Below are 18,396 nucleotides of genomic sequence, written 5' to 3'. Positions count from 1 at the left end.
TATAATTGTATTTACTGTCACGCAACACACAAAAAAGAGCTATTCCTAAACAACGGGAATAGCTCTTTTTCTTATGCAACCTTCTCTTCCGAAGTAATGCCGCGAATGTCATCAGCAGAGCGAATTGGATATTTACGGAACACAATTGATCCGATGTATCCAACAATCGTGGTAACGATTCCACATAATATAGCAGCAATTGTTACTTTTACAACGTCATTAAATCCGAATAAAACAAGAAGTCCTGGGATTGGTGATGCTGTTCCTGGTGCATTATTAACGAGCTGGAACAGAGATGTAATAATACCAGCAAGTGCACCGCCAACGAAGTTTGTCGCATAAATTGGAATTGGATTTGCTGAAACAACATCGGCTTGTGTTAAAGGCTCGATTGCTACAGCAATTGTGTCTTTCTTTGAACAAATCTTTAGTCGTTTAAAGAAAATAAAGTTCATTGGGGCTGAGGCTGCTACGGCAAGACTACCAATTGCCATTGGTAAACCTGTTAATCCAAGCATTGCAGTGAGTGCCATAGAACTCAGTGGAGAGGTAGAAATAACTGTTATTAATCCACCAAGCATAATACCCATGATAATAGGGCTTTCTGTAGTTGCAACTGAAATCATAGAACCAATTTTACCAAGTGTTGCGTTAACGAGCGGATCCATAAGCATTGCCATTCCGCGTGAGATTGGTGCAGCGATAAATAAAATTGCTAAAAACTCTACACCAGCCGGTAATTTCTTTTCGAGAAATTTTACGACGAAGGCACAAACGTATCCAGCGAAAAATCCTGGTAAAATACCAAATCCACTAGTAGCGATACCGATTAAAACAGCATATACGGGGGAAACACCGATTGCTAATGCGACTAAAATCGCTGCTGCGACACCGCTCATACTACCGGAAGCTACTCCTACTGATTGTAAAAAGTCATTATGAAACATTTCTCCACCTATATAACGATGAAATGCTTCAATAAGAAAACTTGCGATTGCTGCATTAGCTAAAGCACCCATTGCTTTCATGCCGTAAGGAGCACGGTAACTAAAAAGTGTAAATAGACAAAGTACAACAAGTAATAGTGCTAAACCTTGCAAGATAGCCATTTGAAAACTGTCTCCTTTGATTTTTGTAATAAAAATTTGTATCATTCAATAATAATATAAAAGTGTATGAAACGGAAAAATTTTTTCTTGGGAAATTGCTATAAGGTGAAAATGCCTTACAATAATGTAAGGAAAGTGTAAGACTTTTAGATAGAGTATAGTATGCCATTTTTCGTATAATACAAGTATAGATATATGACTAGGGAAAAAGAAGTGCAAACAGGAGGCGCATGTATGAAATTGGTAATTAAAGTTTTAGTTGTATTCGCCATCATTCTAGGTGGAACAGCGTATTATTTGAACACAAAAACAGAAGGTGTACATGCTTTTGTAGACAACTTCTTTTCAAATAAAGAAATACAAGATTATTATGCGGTTATAGATAAAGGTGAGAAAAAAGACGGAGAATACTTGTATACTTTTAAAGGGTATACAGAAGACGGAAAGTTACAGGTTATTAAAAGAATGATGAACCGTGAATTGCATACGGGGGCATTTATAAAAATTTATGCAAAAGGTATGCAAGGAAAAGGGTGGGCTGAAATCCCGAAAGAATCAATTCCACAAAAAGCGTTGGAAAAAATAGAAAAACGATAAAAGGAGCGACTCATTCGCTCCTTTTTTAGTGCGTTAAAATAGTGATAGATGTCTTTTCTTTGCTAGAAATGATTGTTGCACGTCCGCCAATTGGGAAAGTGAAAATCGGGGTTGTATGACCGAAACTTGCATTTGCAATGATAGGGATATGTGCAAGTTCAGGCTTTGAAGCAATCATTTCTTGAATGTCTTCTATCGTGCATTCTGCGCCTTTTTGCATCTTTCCTATAACGATGCCTTTTACATGTTCAAAATCTTGCTGCTGCATAAGAGAATGTAAATATCGATCAAAAGTTTTAAGAGTAGCTCTTCCAGTTAAACTATCCTCTTCAAGAAATAAAATTTTATCCTTTAAGTCTGGCATATATGGTGTACCTTGCAGTAAGTTCAATGTGCTCATATTACCACCGATAATATCTCCCGTAGCTTCTCCTTCGTGAATCGAAACGTATCCTTCATTCTTAATAAACTCTCGATTTTCCTGATCAATGTACCAAGAATCATCACTCCATGTTTCAGATGGTAGGACTTCAATCGGCTCATTAGAAGTTACGCATTTTAAAAAGTAATCTGTTGTATACTCGAGCCCTTTCTCCATTCCAAATGAAGAGAAATGGGGGCCTGAATATGTAACAAGTCCTGTTTTAGTGTAAATTGCATTATTTAGTGCAGTGATATCCGAATAGCCACAGAAAAATTTCGGGTTTTCTCGAATTAAATCGTAATCGAGATGTTTTAATAAGCCATTAGAATTGTATCCGCCAAGTGTCGTCAAAATGGCTTTTACATTCGGGTCTCTAAATGCTTCGTGAAGGTCTTGAACGCGTGAAGAAATAGAAGAGGAAGCAAATCTGTCTATCTCATCAGCATATGTTGAAAATGTAACGTGAAAGCCCATTTCGGTTAACCTTTTTACAGCAAGCTTCCTGTTTTCAGTTGAGACAATACTTAAACTACAAGATGGTGAAATCACTCTAATTTCATCACCTTTTTTCAATTTTGTTGGTAGCACTTCATTCACCTCTTCAAAAGAAAGAATATTTAGATTTAAGAAATATTTTATCATATGAAATAAAGTGAAAGTGAATTATGTTTTGAAATGGAGTTTTCCTGATTTTTCAGCAGACAGACAGAGGTTTTTTTTGATATGATAGGAAAAGTGATTTATTATAAGTAGTATTTAATATCTATAACATTTGAAAGGTGTGCAAGACGTGGAGAAACAACTTGCAGGCTTGCCGGTACACGTTCATTTCGTAACAGAAATCCGTGAAGGGGCGAGGAAGGAAACCGTTGCTTTTGAAGCAAATGGTCAATACTATGTAAAAGGTCAAGGTACATATGTAACATTCCAAGAGCCGAACGAACAAGGCGAAGTGAAAACAATTATTAAAATTCAAGATGAACAAGTTCTCATTATGCGTTCAGGTGCTGTTTCGATGCGTCAAACGCATGTGAAAGGTGAATGGACAACTGGTACGTACACGAGTGAACTTGGTACGTTTGCATTGCAAACAAAGACTGATAACGTTCTTTTTAAATGGTCGGATGAAAAGAAAAAAGGACAACTCTTCTTAACGTACGCATTGCTTCTAAGTGAACAAGAAGCTGGCAGATATACAATTACGATTAATTTGAAGGAGGCAAAATAATGAATTCTTTAGAACAAGTAAAAGGATTAATTAAAGAAGAAATTCAAGCTGCTGTATTAAAGGCAGAATTAGCGACAGAAGAACAGATTCCAAATGTAGTATTAGAATCTCCAAAAGATAAAACAAATGGTGACTTCTCTACAAATATGGCAATGCAACTTGCACGTGTTGCGAAAAAAGCACCTCGTATGATTGCAGAAGAATTAGTTGCAAACTTCGATAAAGCAAAAGCTTCTATTGAAAAGATTGAAATCGCAGGTCCTGGTTTCATTAACTTCTACATGGATAATAGCTACTTAACAGACTTAATCCCAACGATCGTTAATGCTGGTGAAGCTTACGGTGAAACGAATACTGGTAAAGGTGAAAAAGTACAAGTTGAGTTCGTATCTGCGAATCCAACAGGTGACCTTCACTTAGGACATGCACGTGGTGCAGCAGTAGGTGACACGTTATGTAACTTATTAGCAAAAGCAGGATATGATGTATCTCGTGAGTACTACATTAATGATGCTGGTAACCAAATCCATAACTTAGCTCTTTCTGTTGAAGCTCGTTACATGCAAGCTTTAGGCTTAGAGAAAGAAATGCCAGAAGACGGATACCATGGTGCGGACATCATTGCAATTGGTAAGCGTTTAGCTGAAGAGTTTGGCGATCGTTATGCGAAAGCTGATGAAAAAGAAAGTTATGAATTTTACCGTGAGTACGGTTTAAAATATGAGTTAGCAAAACTTCAAAAAGACTTAGAAAGTTTCCGTGTTAAATTTGATGTATGGTTCTCAGAAACATCATTATACAAAAACGGAAAAATCGATCAAGCTCTTGCTGTATTAAAAGAGCGCGACGAGATTTTTGAAGAAGACGGTGCAACTTGGTTCCGCTCAATGACTTACGGTGATGATAAAAACCGTGTATTAATTAAAAACGACGGTTCTTACACGTACTTAACGCCAGATATCGCGTATCACCGTGATAAATTAGAGCGTGGTTTCGATAAGTTAATCAACATTTGGGGTGCTGACCACCACGGTTACATTCCACGTATGAAAGCTGCTATTCAAGCGCTAGGTTACGATAAAGAAACACTTGAAGTAGAAATCATCCAAATGGTACAACTGTACCAAAACGGTGAAAAAATGAAGATGAGTAAACGTACAGGTAAAGCAGTTACACTTCGTGAGCTTATGGAAGAAGTAGGCGTGGACGCAATGCGTTACTTCTTCGCAATGCGTAGTGGCGATTCTCATTTAGATTTCGACATGGACTTAGCTGTATCAAAATCTAATGAAAACCCAGTATATTATGCACAATACGCTCATGCTCGCGTATGTAGTATCCTTCGTCAAGGTGAAGAATTAGGATTAGCTACAGGCGGAGACGTGAACTACAAACTTGTTACTTCTGAGAAAGAAGTAGAGTTACTGAAAAAACTTGGTGAATTCCCAGCAGTAGTTGCAGATGCAGCACAAAAACGTTTACCACACCGTATTACAAACTATGCATTTGAATTAGCAGCAACATTACACAGTTTCTACAATGCAGAAAAAGTATTAAACCAAGATAACTTAGAATTAAGTAAAGCTCGCTACGAGTTAATGAAAGCAGTACGCACTACACTTCAAAACGCATTAGCAATCGTAGGAGTATCTGCGCCAGAAAAAATGTAATTAAGAAAAGCGGAGCCGACTGTTTAGTCCCGAAGGCTAAGGTTCTTTCCCACAGAAGATGCATTTTATCTTCTCGTGGGGAAGGTTCTTAGACGGAAGGGGCTAGGAGGCAGAGCTAGACATAAAGAAAAGCGGAAGCGGCTCGTTCAGAATAGGAGGGGGAAGGCGCGAAGCCACCGAGTATTCTAGTCGATTTTCGCTTTTAGTAAAAGGCAATCACACGATGTTGTGATTGCCTTTTTTTATTGGAGTTTTGTTATATATGATACGAAGAAGTAACAAGGAAATAGAAGGAGAGCATACGATGAATGCTGTGAAAAAACAAAAGATAACATTAGTTGTCATATTTGCAAGTGCGATGTTTGTATTACTGAGCGGCTTTGCTTTTCTTCAAACGTTAGATGATATGTGGAGAGCTGGTGATATATATTTAGAGAGTGAGCAACAAGGAGAGACAAGCTATGAGGCAAAATTCTCATCATGGGATATTGCTGGGAAAGGTATTGAACTTGAGTATGCCAAAGACACAGAAGTAACATTTTCTTATGAGACGGATGCAAAACGTGGGAATTTATGCTTTAGCTTGTATGAAAGGAAAGGAGAAGGTATAAGGGAGTTAAAAGAAATCTGTGAATCAAAAAAAGGTACTTTTAAAGCTACATTGAAAGCGAATGAAAAGTATGTATTTAGTATAAGTGGTTTAATGGTGAAAGATGGTTTTGTAAAAGTGAATTGGGAAACAAAATAAAGGCCCTTGGGAAGGGCCCTTTATTTTATCGGATTGTATACGTAACCGAAAAGCTAACAGGACTATAGTAAACATAAGGTGCATGAAATTGAACGTACATATTCCCATCTGTTTTTGCAGTGAAAATTCGGCCGTAGCCATCAGAATAACGTCCAATAAGGTTATGATTTGAGTCATAAACACTGTAACTAGGGGTTTTGCTGTTAGGTTGAATTGTTAACTCTTGTCCCTTTTGAAGGAAAACAGGTTCTTGTTCAGAACTACTTCCAGTTTGCAAAGAATAAAATTTTGTAAAGCTTTGTTCTTGAGTAGCGGCAGCGGCCTTTGTTTCAGGAATAAACGCGGTAGCACCAGTAATTCCTGCTAAAGTTAATACACCGGCTAAAATTATTTTTTTCATAGTAGAAAAGCCTCCTTAATTGTTGTAATCATTTTTGTTACAGTTAATATTGTATACGATAATGAGTAGGAGAAAATATGCTTTTATGCATATATATTTTTTCTCAATAAAAGACCACTGATAAAAATCGGTGGTCTTTTAAATGACTAAGCAGCTTTTTGTTCAGTTTGAGTGACAGGTTTTTGAAGTGTATTATAAACTCCTGTTCCAATAACCTCTAATGCCATTTTCATACGTTCAGGTGAAATGTTCTCAAATACGTTATCTTGAGGTGTGTGATATACCTTTTCGATATGATAGATTAATGGATTCCAACTATCGACACCCATCCAAATAAATAGAGCGGCAGGAATCCCAACTTCAGCAAATGGTACGTGATCACTAGAGCCGAATTTTCCTTGCAGTACAAGGTCATTATTTAACTGTTTACCTGCTTGCAAGGCTGCATCTGTTACAAGGTTTGGAGAACCGTTAGGCGTCATAGCATATAAATTCTTTGCTTTATCGTAATTTGTTGCGACCATGTCTGCGTTAAAGACACCTAAAATTCGATCGCGTTCTTTTTGGGATAAACTATTAACGTAATAATCGGAGCCAAGTAAGCCAGTCTCTTCAGAACCGAAAGCAATAAAACGAATTTCTTTATCAGTTTCTACATTTTGAAAAGCACGAGCTAATTCTAATACTAACCCTGTACCAGAAGCATTATCATTTGCTCCAGGTGCTCCAACGACACTATCGTAGTGTGAACTTACGACGACAGCTTTTTCAGTACCTGTACTGTTTTTTGGTTTCTTTTTAGCGATGACGTTTAATGATGTTAAATTAGATTCATGTCTCGCTTTTAGGGAAAGAATTGTTGTTCCTTTTTTAGCGATTTCTTCTTTAAATGCATTTCCTTGCGCATAAGCAAGACCGAAGACAGGGATAGATTGCTTTTTCGTTAGGCGGGGATTGAAAGTTTGTCCGTAGTTTCCACGTCCACCAATTAAACTGTATAAAAGAACACCTTTTGCTCCTTTGCTAACGGCATTTTCAACTTGTTTATTGTAGTCTGCTACTGTTGTTCCTCTTTCGAATAGAACAATTTTTCCGTTTACTTCATTTGGGATATCCTCTAATTTTGTCCCACCTTGAACAAAGATAAGAGGAGCTGTAACAGCCTCTGTAGAAATTAGTGCGTTAGGGGCAGCACCAGCTTGCCAATTACGCTTTGTGGATAATGGTGATTCAATAAATCCAACGTATTGATCCGGCACTTGGAATGGTTGATATTCTACTTCGTAGCCCATTGATTTAAGCTGCATACCGACGTAGCGAGAAGCCCATTCTTCTGATTTTGTCCCGCCAGGTCGAGGACCAATTGTTTCGGATAAGAAACGGATGTGTTCGATAGCGCGGCTTGCATCAACTTGTTTTGTAATAGATGAAGTCTGTGTGATTTCTGAAGTGGAATCAGCTTTGGCTTGTCCAATCGGAGCTAAGCTAACAGCGAGTGATACAGCAAGCAAAGAGCTTACTATTTTTTGTTTCAAAGATTTTTTCATTTTTTCCTCTCCTATTCTTCTATTCTCTCTGACTGACAAAAGAAGACGGATAACGACTTCATTTTACCCTTACCTTTATTATTTTTCAATATTCTGACATTGAGAAATAAAAAACGCTATATGCACATTTGCATATTTTTGACGGAGATATGTATGCTATCATTTTAAACGAAGGTTCGCTTTCTATTTGGAAAGCTCCTACATTGCATGAATCTAGTGTACCCAAACTTTAGATTATGTAGAGAAAAGAATCCACTGTAGGGTTTCTTTTCTCGTGTTTGAATCATGTGATGATAAATATGTTTCCGCATTTCATAATTATCATCAGTGATATATGTAAGGCATCCATATGAAAATACGAGGCTGTTCAAAGGTTTTCCGTACTTTTGGACAGCCTCACCCCGTTAAAAGGACGATACTTTATGTATCGTTCTTTTTTGTATAAAAAAACACCCAATCAAATGTTCACTTGATTGGGTGTGAAAAACTATTAATAATATTTTTTTCGTTTTGTAGCTAAAATACTTAACAATCCAGCTAGTAGAAGTACGATGCCTACTGTTTGAGTAGGATCTTTTTTGTGACCTGTATTTGGAAGTTCTTTACCTGTATTTCGGTCATCTTGCTGTTTGTTTATTTGTGTTTCAGGGTTACCTTTTTCTAGTTCTTCGGAAGTTCCTTTACCGTGTGCTTCAGGATTTCCTTTCTCTAGTTCTTCAGAAGTTTCTTTTCCTGTTTCCTCTTCTTTATTAGGAGGAGTAACTGGTTTTTCCTCTCCACCTGATGAAGAATCGATTTTTTTATTTGAAACTGTAATTTGTAGTGGTGTAGCTTGCGCTTTTTCAATTGTAAAGCTTATTGGTGATGCATCTAATTGATAGCCTGTAGGAGCCTTTGTTTCCACTAATTGATAATTACCAGGTTTCAAATCATTTACGATTAATTTACCATGCCCATCTGTTTTTAAACCTTCTCGTACTACTTTTCCATCTTGATCTAAAATATTGAAAATGGCACCTTCAAGTGTTCCATTGTGATCCATATCAACTTTAGTTAACTCCATTGAACCTGTTGTTAAACTATTTAAAGCAGTCACAGAAGTAACATGAGATTGTCCTTTCGTAATAGTGAAAGGAATTGGCTTAGCGTTTAAATCGTATCCAGTAGGAGCTTTCGTTTCAATAAACTGATAGTCTCCTGGACGTAAATCAGAAACAGAAATTTTTCCATCTTTATCAGTAGTTAAATCAGAACGAACGTCATTGCCGTTCATATCAACGATTTTAAATACTGCTCCTTCAAGAGTAGCGCCGTCGACGTCATCAACTTTCGTTAATTCCACAGCGCCCTTCGTTAAGCTATTTTTAGCGGTAACAGAAGCTGTAGCGGTTTGACTCTTTTCAACAGTAAAGTTGATAGGAGTTTGATTTAAGTCGTAATGAGTAGGAGCTTTCGTTTCAATAAACTGATAGTCACCCGGACGTAAATCAGAAACAGAAATTTTTCCGTCTTTATTAGTAGTTAAATCAGTGCGAACGTCATTGCCGTTCATATCAACGATTTTAAATACAGCACCTTTAAGAGCAGTACCATCGACATCATCCACTTTAGAAAGTTCCGCAGCACCTTTCGTTAAGCTATTCTTAGCAGTAACGGAAGCGATTTTTTCTTGTCCTTTTTTAACTGTGAACTTAATAGGTGTTTCGTTTAAATCATAATGGTTAGGAGCTTTTGTTTCGATAAACTCATAGTCTCCTGGCGGTAATCCATCCACAACTAAACGGCCATTTTTATCAGTAGTTAAATCAGTACGGACGTCGTGTCCATCCTTATTAACAATTTTAAATACCGCACCCTCGAGTGTTGTGTTTTCTTCAACATCATCAACTTTAATTAACTCCACACTACCTTTCGTTAAGCTGTTAGTAGCTGTAACGAAGACATGTTTTGTTTGACTTCTTTCAATTGTGAACTTAATAGGTGTTTCATTTAAGTCATAATGTTTCGGAGCTTTCGTTTCAATAAATTGATAGTCTCCAGGTTGTAAGTCTTTAGCGATGATTTTTCCGTCTTTATTGGTAACTAAATTCGTACGAATATCATTACCGTTCATATCAGTGATTTTAAATACAGCACCTTCTAGCGTGTCCTTCGCATCTATAGAGTCAACTTTCGTTAATTCAACGCCACCCTTAGTTAAGCCGTTTTTAGCAGTAACAGAAACGTGAGTTGTTTGGCTTTTCTCGATAGTGAAAGGAATCGGTGTTTTATTTAAATCATAATGTTTCGGAGCTTTCGTTTCCACGAATTGATAATCTCCTGGTCTTAAATTAGAAGCAGAAACTTTCCCGTCTTTATCAGTAGTTAAATTCGTGCGAACAATTTTACCTTTCGCATCAATGATGTTAAATACTGCATCAGAAAGTTTTGTATCTGGATTTATATCATCCACTTTAATTAACTCTACAGCACCTTCAATTAAGCTATTCTTAGCAGTGACTTGTAACTTCTCTGTTTGGCTTTTCTCAATTGTAAATTTAATTGGTGTAGCATCTAGTTTATAGTGCTTAGGAGCTGTTGTTTCAATAAATTGATAGTCTCCAGGATGTAAATCAGGAATAGAAACTTTTCCTTTCGCATCTGTCGTAATGCCAGTGCGAACGTCATTGCCGTTCATATCAACAATTTTAAATACTGCACCTTCAAGAGCCGTACCGTCGATATCATCCATTTTAGAAAGTTCTACCGCACCTTTTGTTAAACTATTTTTAGCAGTAACAGAAATCGGTTCAGCTTGCCCTTTTTCGATAGTGAAAGGAATTGGTTCTTTATTTAAATCGTAATGTTTTGGAGCCTTTGTCTCGATGAATTGATAATCACCTGGACGTAGGTCGTTAATTTCAATTTTTCCTTTACTATTTGTAACAAGGTCTTTATGAATTACCGTACCCTTCATATCAACAATGTTAAATACAGCACCCTCAAGAGTAGTACCATCGACGTCATCGACTTTAGAAAGTTCAACGCCACCTTTAGTTAAACTATTTTTCATAGTAACAGTAGCAATATCTTTTTGGCTTTTTTCAACTGTAACTACAATTGGCTTTTTGTCTAAATCATAATGTTTCGGAGCGGTTGTTTCGACAAATTGATACGTACCAGGACGTAAATTTTCAACAACGATCTTTCCTTCATTATTTGTTTTTAAATCTGTTTTAAGCACTTTTCCGTTTTGGTCTAGTAAATTAAATACCGCATCAGAAAGTTTCATTTGATCGTTTAGATCATCTACTTTAAGTAGTTCAATACTACCTTGTTGTAAGCTATTTTTAGCAGTTAAAGAAATAGCTTTCTTCTGTCCTTTTTCAATAGTGAAATGGATTGGCGTTTCATCTAAAACGTAATGCTTAGGTGCTTTCGTTTCGATGAATTGATAATCACCCGGACGTAGGTCATCGATTTCGATTTTTCCTTTATTATTTGTAACAAGATCTTTATGAATTACAGTACCGTTCATATCAACAATGTTAAATACAGCACCTTCAAGTTTAGTATCATCGATGTCATCGACTTTAGAAAGTTCAACGCCACCTTTTGTTAGAGCGTTTTTAGCCGTAACATGAAGCGTTTCAGTTTGGCTTTTCTTAATTGTAAATTTGATCGGTTTTTTATTTAAATCGTAATGTTCAGGAGCGATTGTCTCAACGAATTGATACGTGCCAGGACGTAGGTTTTCAACAACAATTTTCCCTTCATTATTTGTTTTTAAACCTTTTTCAACTAGCTGTCCGTCTGCATCTAATAAATCAAATACAGCATTAGCAAGTTTAGTGTTTGTATCGATATCATCAATCTTTGTTAATTCCACGCTACCTTTTTTCAACGTGTTTTTACCCGTAACAGTAATTTTTTTCGTTTGACTTCTTTCAATTGTAAATGGAATCGGTGTTTCGTCTAATACATAGTGCTCAGGAGCCTTTGTTTCAATGAACTGATAGTCTCCAGGACGTAAATCAGAAACGGAAATTTTTCCATTTTTATCTGTACCAAGGTTTGTGCGAACGTCGTTACCATTCATATCAACAATTTTAAAGATTGCACCTTTCAGCATTGTACGATCGATGTCATCGATTTTGGTTAAAATGACGCCACCCTTCGTTAAGCTGTTAGTAGCGGTAACGCTAATATTTTCTTTTTGACTTTTTCCAATAGTGAATGGAATAGGATCTTGTCTTAAGTCATAGTCTTTTGGAGCTTTTACTTCAATAAATTGATAGTCACCTGGACGTAAATCAGAAGCAGAAACTTTACCATGTTCATCGGTAGTTAATCCTTTACGAACTACCTTTTTCGTATCATGAGCATCAACAATGATAAATTCTGCGCCTTCAAGAGTAACGCCATCAATGTCATCAACTTTTGTTAAAGTAACGCCACCTGTAAGTAAACTATTTGTTACAGTGACAGGGACTGGAAGATCATCCTTGCTACCTTTTTTAATTGTGAACTTAATAGGTGTTTGATCTAATTTATAATGTTCAGGAGCTGATGTTTCAATAAATTGATAATCTCCTGGTGCTAAATCAGGAATAACTAGTACTCCGTAATCATCTGTTTTTAAATCTTTCGCAATTTCTTTGCCAGTTGCGTCTTGTAATGTGAACACTGCTCCAGCAAGAGCGATACTACTTTCCACATCATCTTCTTTAATAAGTTTAACTTTTCCTTTCGTTAAACTATTTTTAAATGTAAGTGGAAGAAGTTTTTGTTGTCCTTTTTCGATTGTAAATTCAATTGGTTCTACATTTACATCGTAATAAGTTGGGGCCTTTGTTTCGATAAGTTTATAGTTACCAGGACGTAAGTCGTCTACAACTAACTTTCCTTCACTATTCGTAACAAGTTCCGCACGAACATCTTCATTTGTATCTCTATTAACAATTTTAAATACCGCACCTTCAAGTGTTTCCTTTTCATCTGCAGCATTCACTTTTGTTAATTCAATACCGCCTTTTGTTAAGCTGTTTTTAGCAGTAACAGTAGCCGACGTCGTTTGACTTTCTGTGATTGTAAATTTAATCGGATTTGTATTTTTATCGTAATACTTCGGTGCTGTTACTTCGATAAATTTATAATCGCCAGGGCGTAAGCCAGTAGCGATAGCTTTACCATCCGCACCAGTTTTTATATTTTCGCGAATGACTTTCTTTTCATCATTAGCATCGACAATTTTAAATACAGCACCTGCAAGAGCTGTACCATCGATATCATCAACTTTTGTTAATTCAACATCTCCTGGTTTTAAAGCATTTTCAGCTTTCACAAGTAGAGTTTCTTTCTGACTTCTATCGATTGTAAATTCAATAGGTTCTGCTCGTAAAACGTAATGTTCAGGAGCAGCTGTTTCAATAAATTTATACGTACCAGGACGTAGCTTATCAGCTTTTGTTTTTCCATCAGCATCTGTAGTTAAGTCAGTACGAACATCATTATTATTTACATCAACAATTTTAAATACGGCACCTGCAAGAGGTTTTTTATCACCGAATTCATCAACTTTTAATAATTCAACTTCTCCTGTTTTTAAACTGTTAGTTGCCGTAACAGTAGCAAAAGACTGTTGGCTTTTATCGATTGTAAACTCGATAGGATTTGTATTTAACACATAATCCTTAGGAGCTTCTGTTTCAATAAATTTATACGTACCAGGCTCTAAGTCTTTAACAGTTACTTTACCATCCGCACCAGTTGTTACATTTTCGCGAATGACTTTCTTTTCATCATTAGCATCGACAATTTTAAATATAGCACCTGCAAGAGCTGTACCATCGATATCATCAGTTTTTGTTAAAGTGACGCCACCTTTAATGAGTTGATTCGTCGCAGTAACAGTAACTGCCTTCTGTTGACTTTTTACAATTGTAAACTCAATTGGTGTTTTATCTATGTCGTAATCTTTAGGAGCCTTTTCTTCAACAAATTGATAGTCTCCAGGACGTAAATTTGTTGCTTCGATTTGTCCCTGATCATTTGTCGTTAATTTTCCATAGCCGGGGATTATTTTGTTTTTTCGGTCCCGTACACTGAACTCCGCACCTGCTAAAGTTTTTCCATCTTTATCGACTTTTGTTAAAATGGCCGAACCTGGAATCAAGCTGTTTGTTGCAGTGCGGTTTATTACTGTTGTTTGATCTTCCGCGATTTTAACCTCAATCAGTCGATCATCTAATTTATAATGCTCAGGAGCCTTTGTTTCTTGTAAGTAGTAAGTTCCTGGTTTTAAATGATCTACAGTAATTTGTCCTTTATCATTTGTTATTAATTCTTTATGTTCAGGAATAACCTGTTTGTTTTGATCCAGTAAAGAGAAAACAGCATGTTCAAGTCTCTCTCTACTCGTAGCATCAGTTTTTGTAAGTACTACTTTCCCAACAAACTTTTTATTTGTAAGAGTATATTTTGTAATTTCTTCAGAACCTAGCTCGACAAGTATACCTTCTTTTAATTCTTTACTAATTACATAACCTTGAGGTGCTTTTGTTTCTTTAATTAAATATTTATCACGTCGTAAGTTGTTAAACTTGGCGACGCCGTCATCACCTGTTGTAATTGAACGAATAGCGGTTGTGCCTGTCTGATCATATAAAGTAAATTCTGCTCCGGCTAATGGTGCTTTTCTATCTTTGTCATCAACCTTTATAATTTGAAGACTTCCGCGTCCTTTATTAGCAGAACCACCCCCAGATCCAGAAGATACTTTAACTTCAACAAACTTAACATCTTCCACTTTCTCTAATGTTAAGCGATGACCAGTAATCGTCGCTTTATTACTTACTCGTTCATTATTGTCTGCATTAATGAGTGAGCGATATTCTAAAATATAAGCTCGATTAATGGTATGAAGAAATTCAACTTTAAACTGTTGTTTTCCTGTATCGTTGTCTGTTGTTACTTTGAGTTTATAGTCTGTTCCTTCTTTTAATTCATTTGCTGTATCTTTTGTTAAAGTGCCATCCACGGCTACTGTTGTTGGATATAGGTGGAAGGACTTTTCATCAAGAATTTGATTGTCTGTTGGGTTATCTGTTACGACAGCATTTTCAATAGTTGATTGACTCGGATTAATGGAAACACTCCAATCAATATACTTGTCATTTTGTTTTGCTGTTTTCGTAACACCGCTACCACCGTTTTTGATCTCAAATGCACCATGGATAGTAGTAACAGTTTTCGATCCATCTTTTAAATCGGCATAATTATCGTAGCGCTTATTAATTTGTTCACCTGCAAGTGAAGTTTTAAAGCTAATATAATATGCAGAATTAATTTCGTTTTTAAAATGCACCGTTAATGTATTGTTGTTATCTTTTGTTGGATTTTCTATCGTATATTCGCTAGGAGGAACAGGATCGCCTACTTCAAATCCATGTGCACCACCAGTTAATTTCATATGTCGAACTTCAATAGATTCCGGTATTAATTTTTGGTTATCTCTTAATATATCAACGATAGAAGGATCCTTAATCGGTCTATTATTATAGTTAAACCCTATGTCCCATTTAATTTCTTTCGTTTGGGCATTGTAAGAACCGTATTTAAATCCGTTTCCTTTTGTGTAGTAATCAGGATCAAATGTATCATCAGATGAACTGTTGTTCTTTTTATTATTTATGTCTATCCATGATAAATTTGCTGTATTTTTGAATGATTTATTATCATTCTCTTTGGATAAATTTTCATAATTAAAGTCTGTTGTGTATGTGATAGTTAAAGTTTTATCCATATTAGACTTATAATCACCAGTTAGTTTCACTTCAAATCCCTTATCTGTTACATCAAGTGTGTAATCAAAATTTGGATCAAGCGTTCTCGAGCCGTCTGTAATTTTGAAACTATCTTTTTGTAACATTAAGCCACCATAGTCAAACGTATCCTTGATAACAGCATCGTTTAACACGTAGTTGTTATCATTTACAATAATTGTCCATGTTGTTGTTTTCTTATTGTAATCTGTATCTTTTTTATTATGTTTCTTTATGATATTTTGTTGTTTTAACGTAACTTTGTTTGTTTGATTCCATTTACCATCTGCAATAATTTTATTTTCGATTTCGCCATCTTTTATGACATCATTCGTAGCTTTCGATGTATAAGTAATCACATAGGCACTATTAATATCTTCATTAAACTGTAAATCAAATCCCTCATCAGTTTCTTTTACAGTAAAGTTTGTGGCGTTGTCACCTGTAACAAGTTTTCCTGCATCATCATAAGAAGCATTTTTTACCACGATAGAATTTTTATCAACTTTATGAGATTTATCCAAAACATCTTTTAAAAGCGCATCAGCTTTTTTAATATCTCTCTGATCACCGTTATAAGTGATTGTCCATTCGATTGTTTGTGTTTTTGGATTGTACTTACTAGTTTTCTCAAGATGTGTACCGCGTGAAACAGTTACAGTGGCATTCGCAGCTACACTACCTTGATTATCACTGGATACTTTTGCGTTGTTTTTGAAACTAGTAACACTTTCATCTGTAATCTTTGTTGCATATTCAATTTCATATGCTTTATTCGTTTCTTTTTTGAAAGCGATATTTAATTTATTAGAGGATGAAGTAAGTTCATATTCTTCTTTAGGAACTTCTGCACCACGAGTTGTTTTCCCGTTAATATCTACTTCCAAATAGTAGACCTTAATAGAATCTTCGTTGAGACTAGCCCCATTTGGAATGTCATCTTCAAAGACGGCATTTGTAAGCTTATCTTTTGTCTTGTTCATTTCTACTTTCCAATTAATTTGATTCGTATTAATTGGTCTATCAGGTACACCTTTTTTATCTATAGATTTTGTTACTTTAGGCTTGAAATCAAGCTGAATAATAACGTCTTTTTCTTTAATAGGGAATGGAATTTGTTTTTCGGTAGTCCCTGTAATTTTTACTTCATTAAACTCCGTACGAATATTTAAATCTCCAGCTATATTAGGATGATCTTCAACATATTCGTTAAAAGTCATCGTTACTTTGCCATCAGGCGTAACAACGAATGATCCAATCGTATGTCCTTCACCATCTATTAAATCTTCTGTAATGGTATTGTGGACAATAAAGTATTCTGGGAGTTGGAAAGTGTAGTAATCACCTTTTTTGACGTTTAGGGACTCTAAAATTTCCCATGTAAAATCAATTTTAGTAATAGAATCTGGACTTGGACGATTATCCGTATCATTGAATGGCTTACCGTCTTTGTCCGTTAGTGTGACACCTGTTAAAATATTTTCTGTAATTTGCTTAGGTGATGGGTCTGGATTATCAACAGGCTGTTCTGTTGTGTTATCACCATTTTTTTGCTCTTCCGTAGGTTGTTGAGCATTGCCGTTCTTTTGCTCTTCCGTAGGTTGCTGAGCATCACCGTTTTTTTGCTCTTCCGTAGGTTGTTGAGCATCACCGTTTTTTTGCTCTTCCGTAGGTTGCTGAGCATCACCGTTTTTTTGCTCTTCCGTAGGTTGCTGAGCATCACCGTTTTTTTGCTCTTCCGTAGGTTGCTGAGCATCACCGTTCTTTTGCTCTTCCGCAGGTTGTTGAGTATCGCCATTCTTTTGCTCTTTTGCAGGTTGTTGAGCATCACCATCTTTTTGCTCTTCTGCAGGTTGTTGAGCAGTATCCTTATCCGCAGTAGGTGAAGCCGGGTTATCTACTTGAACAGGAACTGAAATAGGCTTAGCTGTTGCACCTAAAGGGAAAGAGAGTTGAACAGATTTTGCACCAGATTTTAAATCTGGATTGAATACTGCATCAATACTGATTTTTCCGTTAGCACCTTTGGAATCTTTTACTTGGTCGTTAAATACTAGTTTCATTTTGTTATCGTTTGCTTTAACAAAATATTGACCAATAATTTGTTGCTCTGCCATCAGATTTCCCTGTTGGTCACTTTTTACTTTTAATGCGTTAGGTATTTGGAGCACTGCTGAGTCTGTTTGTTGATCTTTTATTGACCAAGCATATTCTAGGTGAATGGTTGATCCTACTTGTATTAAGTTTTTAGGATTTAATGCTTCGTCAATAATATGATTTGTTGCATCTTTCATTTCAACAGTGTCAAATAATGAATTCCCTGCTAAGGTTTCCGCTTTTACTTGATTGTATGGAAAACTAGCAAGTTGCGAAAATAGTACGAATACAATTAAACATATATTGAAAAGTTTTTTCATTGTGCCTCCTTTATGAATCCTTCTATTGCATAACAATGCTTTATGAAGAGATTATTTGTCATAGATCAATGTGCTTTATGTGATGCCTCCTTTACTACGTATACCCTTATAGAAAAAGTGTTCATATTGATGTCTTGTAACGTAAAACAAATGTATATTTTAATAATATAGGGAGTTAATATACAAATTTCGACAAAAAATGTCGAATGAAGTGCTGATAAGGAATGATATCAGACCTTTATAGAATGCGAGTTGTTATGTGGTTCTTTATAAAATAGGTACATACAAAAAATATGCAGTGAAATGCTTAAACTATTTTATAAGGATTTGTATTCTTGCAATGTGTAAAGAATCGTTATAAAGGTGAGTTTTACGATACATACTAACCAAAATAATGTATCTCATTGTAAAAAGTTCTTTCGTATTGAGGTAGTGATAACATGTAGCTTGAATT

General features: G+C 35.9%; 9 protein-coding genes. 4 read left to right on the top strand and 5 right to left on the bottom strand.

Annotated elements, in window-relative coordinates; translation table 11 throughout:
- Window positions 1-71: 71 nt before the first annotated feature.
- A complete protein-coding gene (locus ACTFR9_RS18100; protein WP_073536083.1) occupies window positions 72-1,109 on the bottom strand; it encodes a PTS sugar transporter subunit IIC in 1,038 nt (345 codons plus the stop codon).
- 234 nt (window positions 1,110-1,343) lie between these two features.
- Here ACTFR9_RS18100 and ACTFR9_RS18095 point away from each other — a divergent pair, with 234 nt between their 5' ends.
- Window positions 1,344-1,706, top strand: coding sequence for a YxeA family protein (locus ACTFR9_RS18095; RefSeq protein ID WP_000779936.1), 363 nt, complete (start codon window positions 1,344-1,346; stop codon window positions 1,704-1,706).
- Window positions 1,707-1,731: 25 nt separating this feature from the next.
- Here the strand turns inward: ACTFR9_RS18095 and ACTFR9_RS18090 are convergent, their stop codons facing one another.
- Window positions 1,732-2,718 carry a S66 family peptidase gene (locus tag ACTFR9_RS18090; RefSeq protein WP_000938067.1) on the bottom strand — a complete coding sequence of 329 codons (987 nt, stop codon included), beginning with the start codon at window positions 2,716-2,718 and terminating at the stop codon, window positions 1,732-1,734.
- Window positions 2,719-2,920: 202 nt separating this feature from the next.
- Here ACTFR9_RS18090 and ACTFR9_RS18085 point away from each other — a divergent pair, with 202 nt between their 5' ends.
- The 3 genes from ACTFR9_RS18085 to ACTFR9_RS18075 all read left to right on the top strand — a co-directional run bounded on the left by ACTFR9_RS18085 (window position 2,921) and on the right by ACTFR9_RS18075 (window position 5,776).
- Entirely contained in the window at window positions 2,921-3,358 is a 438-nt protein-coding gene (locus ACTFR9_RS18085; protein ID WP_000414867.1) for a DUF1934 domain-containing protein, read from the top strand.
- Window positions 3,358-5,028 (top strand): arginine--tRNA ligase, encoded by a 1,671-nt coding sequence (gene argS / locus ACTFR9_RS18080; RefSeq protein ID WP_001086449.1) that lies wholly within the window; start codon window positions 3,358-3,360, stop codon window positions 5,026-5,028. The genes ACTFR9_RS18085 and argS overlap by 1 nt, the downstream gene beginning before the upstream one ends.
- A gap of 232 nt (window positions 5,029-5,260) precedes the next feature.
- On the top strand, window positions 5,261-5,776 hold the full coding sequence (locus ACTFR9_RS18075; RefSeq protein ID WP_101218618.1) for an anti-sigma factor: 516 nt from the start codon (window positions 5,261-5,263) through the stop codon (window positions 5,774-5,776).
- 25 nt (window positions 5,777-5,801) lie between these two features.
- Here ACTFR9_RS18075 and ACTFR9_RS18070 read toward each other — a convergent pair whose 3' ends face one another.
- From ACTFR9_RS18070 to ACTFR9_RS18060, 3 genes are all read right to left on the bottom strand, one after another.
- Window positions 5,802-6,176: a hypothetical protein gene (locus ACTFR9_RS18070; protein ID WP_229136592.1), complete on the bottom strand. Its 375-nt coding sequence runs from the start codon at window positions 6,174-6,176 to the stop codon at window positions 5,802-5,804.
- Window positions 6,177-6,322: 146 nt separating this feature from the next.
- Entirely contained in the window at window positions 6,323-7,723 is a 1,401-nt protein-coding gene (locus tag ACTFR9_RS18065) for a M28 family metallopeptidase (RefSeq protein ID WP_229136594.1), read from the bottom strand.
- A 490-nt stretch (window positions 7,724-8,213) separates the two neighbouring features.
- Complete coding sequence (locus tag ACTFR9_RS18060) at window positions 8,214-17,942, bottom strand: SpaA isopeptide-forming pilin-related protein (RefSeq protein WP_440049007.1); 9,729 nt, start codon at window positions 17,940-17,942, stop codon at window positions 8,214-8,216.
- Window positions 17,943-18,396: the final 454 nt, after the last annotated feature.

The sequence above is a fragment of the Bacillus cereus group sp. MYBK222-1 genome, assembly GCF_051916425.1.
Classification (GTDB): domain Bacteria; phylum Bacillota; class Bacilli; order Bacillales; family Bacillaceae_G; genus Bacillus_A; species Bacillus_A paranthracis.
This window is presented reverse-complemented; position numbering and strand designations above follow the sequence as displayed.

What these genes read in the sequence shown, in the direction of transcription:
- ACTFR9_RS18100 (WP_073536083.1), bottom strand. Translation starts at nt 1,109, where the DNA reads ATGGCTATCTTGCAAGGTTTAGCACTATTACTTGTTGTACTTTGTCTA.
- ACTFR9_RS18095 (WP_000779936.1), top strand. Translation starts at nt 1,344, where the DNA reads ATGAAATTGGTAATTAAAGTTTTAGTTGTATTCGCCATCATTCTAGGT.
- argS (WP_001086449.1), top strand. Translation starts at nt 3,358, where the DNA reads ATGAATTCTTTAGAACAAGTAAAAGGATTAATTAAAGAAGAAATTCAA.
- ACTFR9_RS18070 (WP_229136592.1), bottom strand. Translation starts at nt 6,176, where the DNA reads ATGAAAAAAATAATTTTAGCCGGTGTATTAACTTTAGCAGGAATTACT.
- ACTFR9_RS18065 (WP_229136594.1), bottom strand. Translation starts at nt 7,723, where the DNA reads ATGAAAAAATCTTTGAAACAAAAAATAGTAAGCTCTTTGCTTGCTGTA.
- ACTFR9_RS18060 (WP_440049007.1), bottom strand. Translation starts at nt 17,942, where the DNA reads ATGAAAAAACTTTTCAATATATGTTTAATTGTATTCGTACTATTTTCG.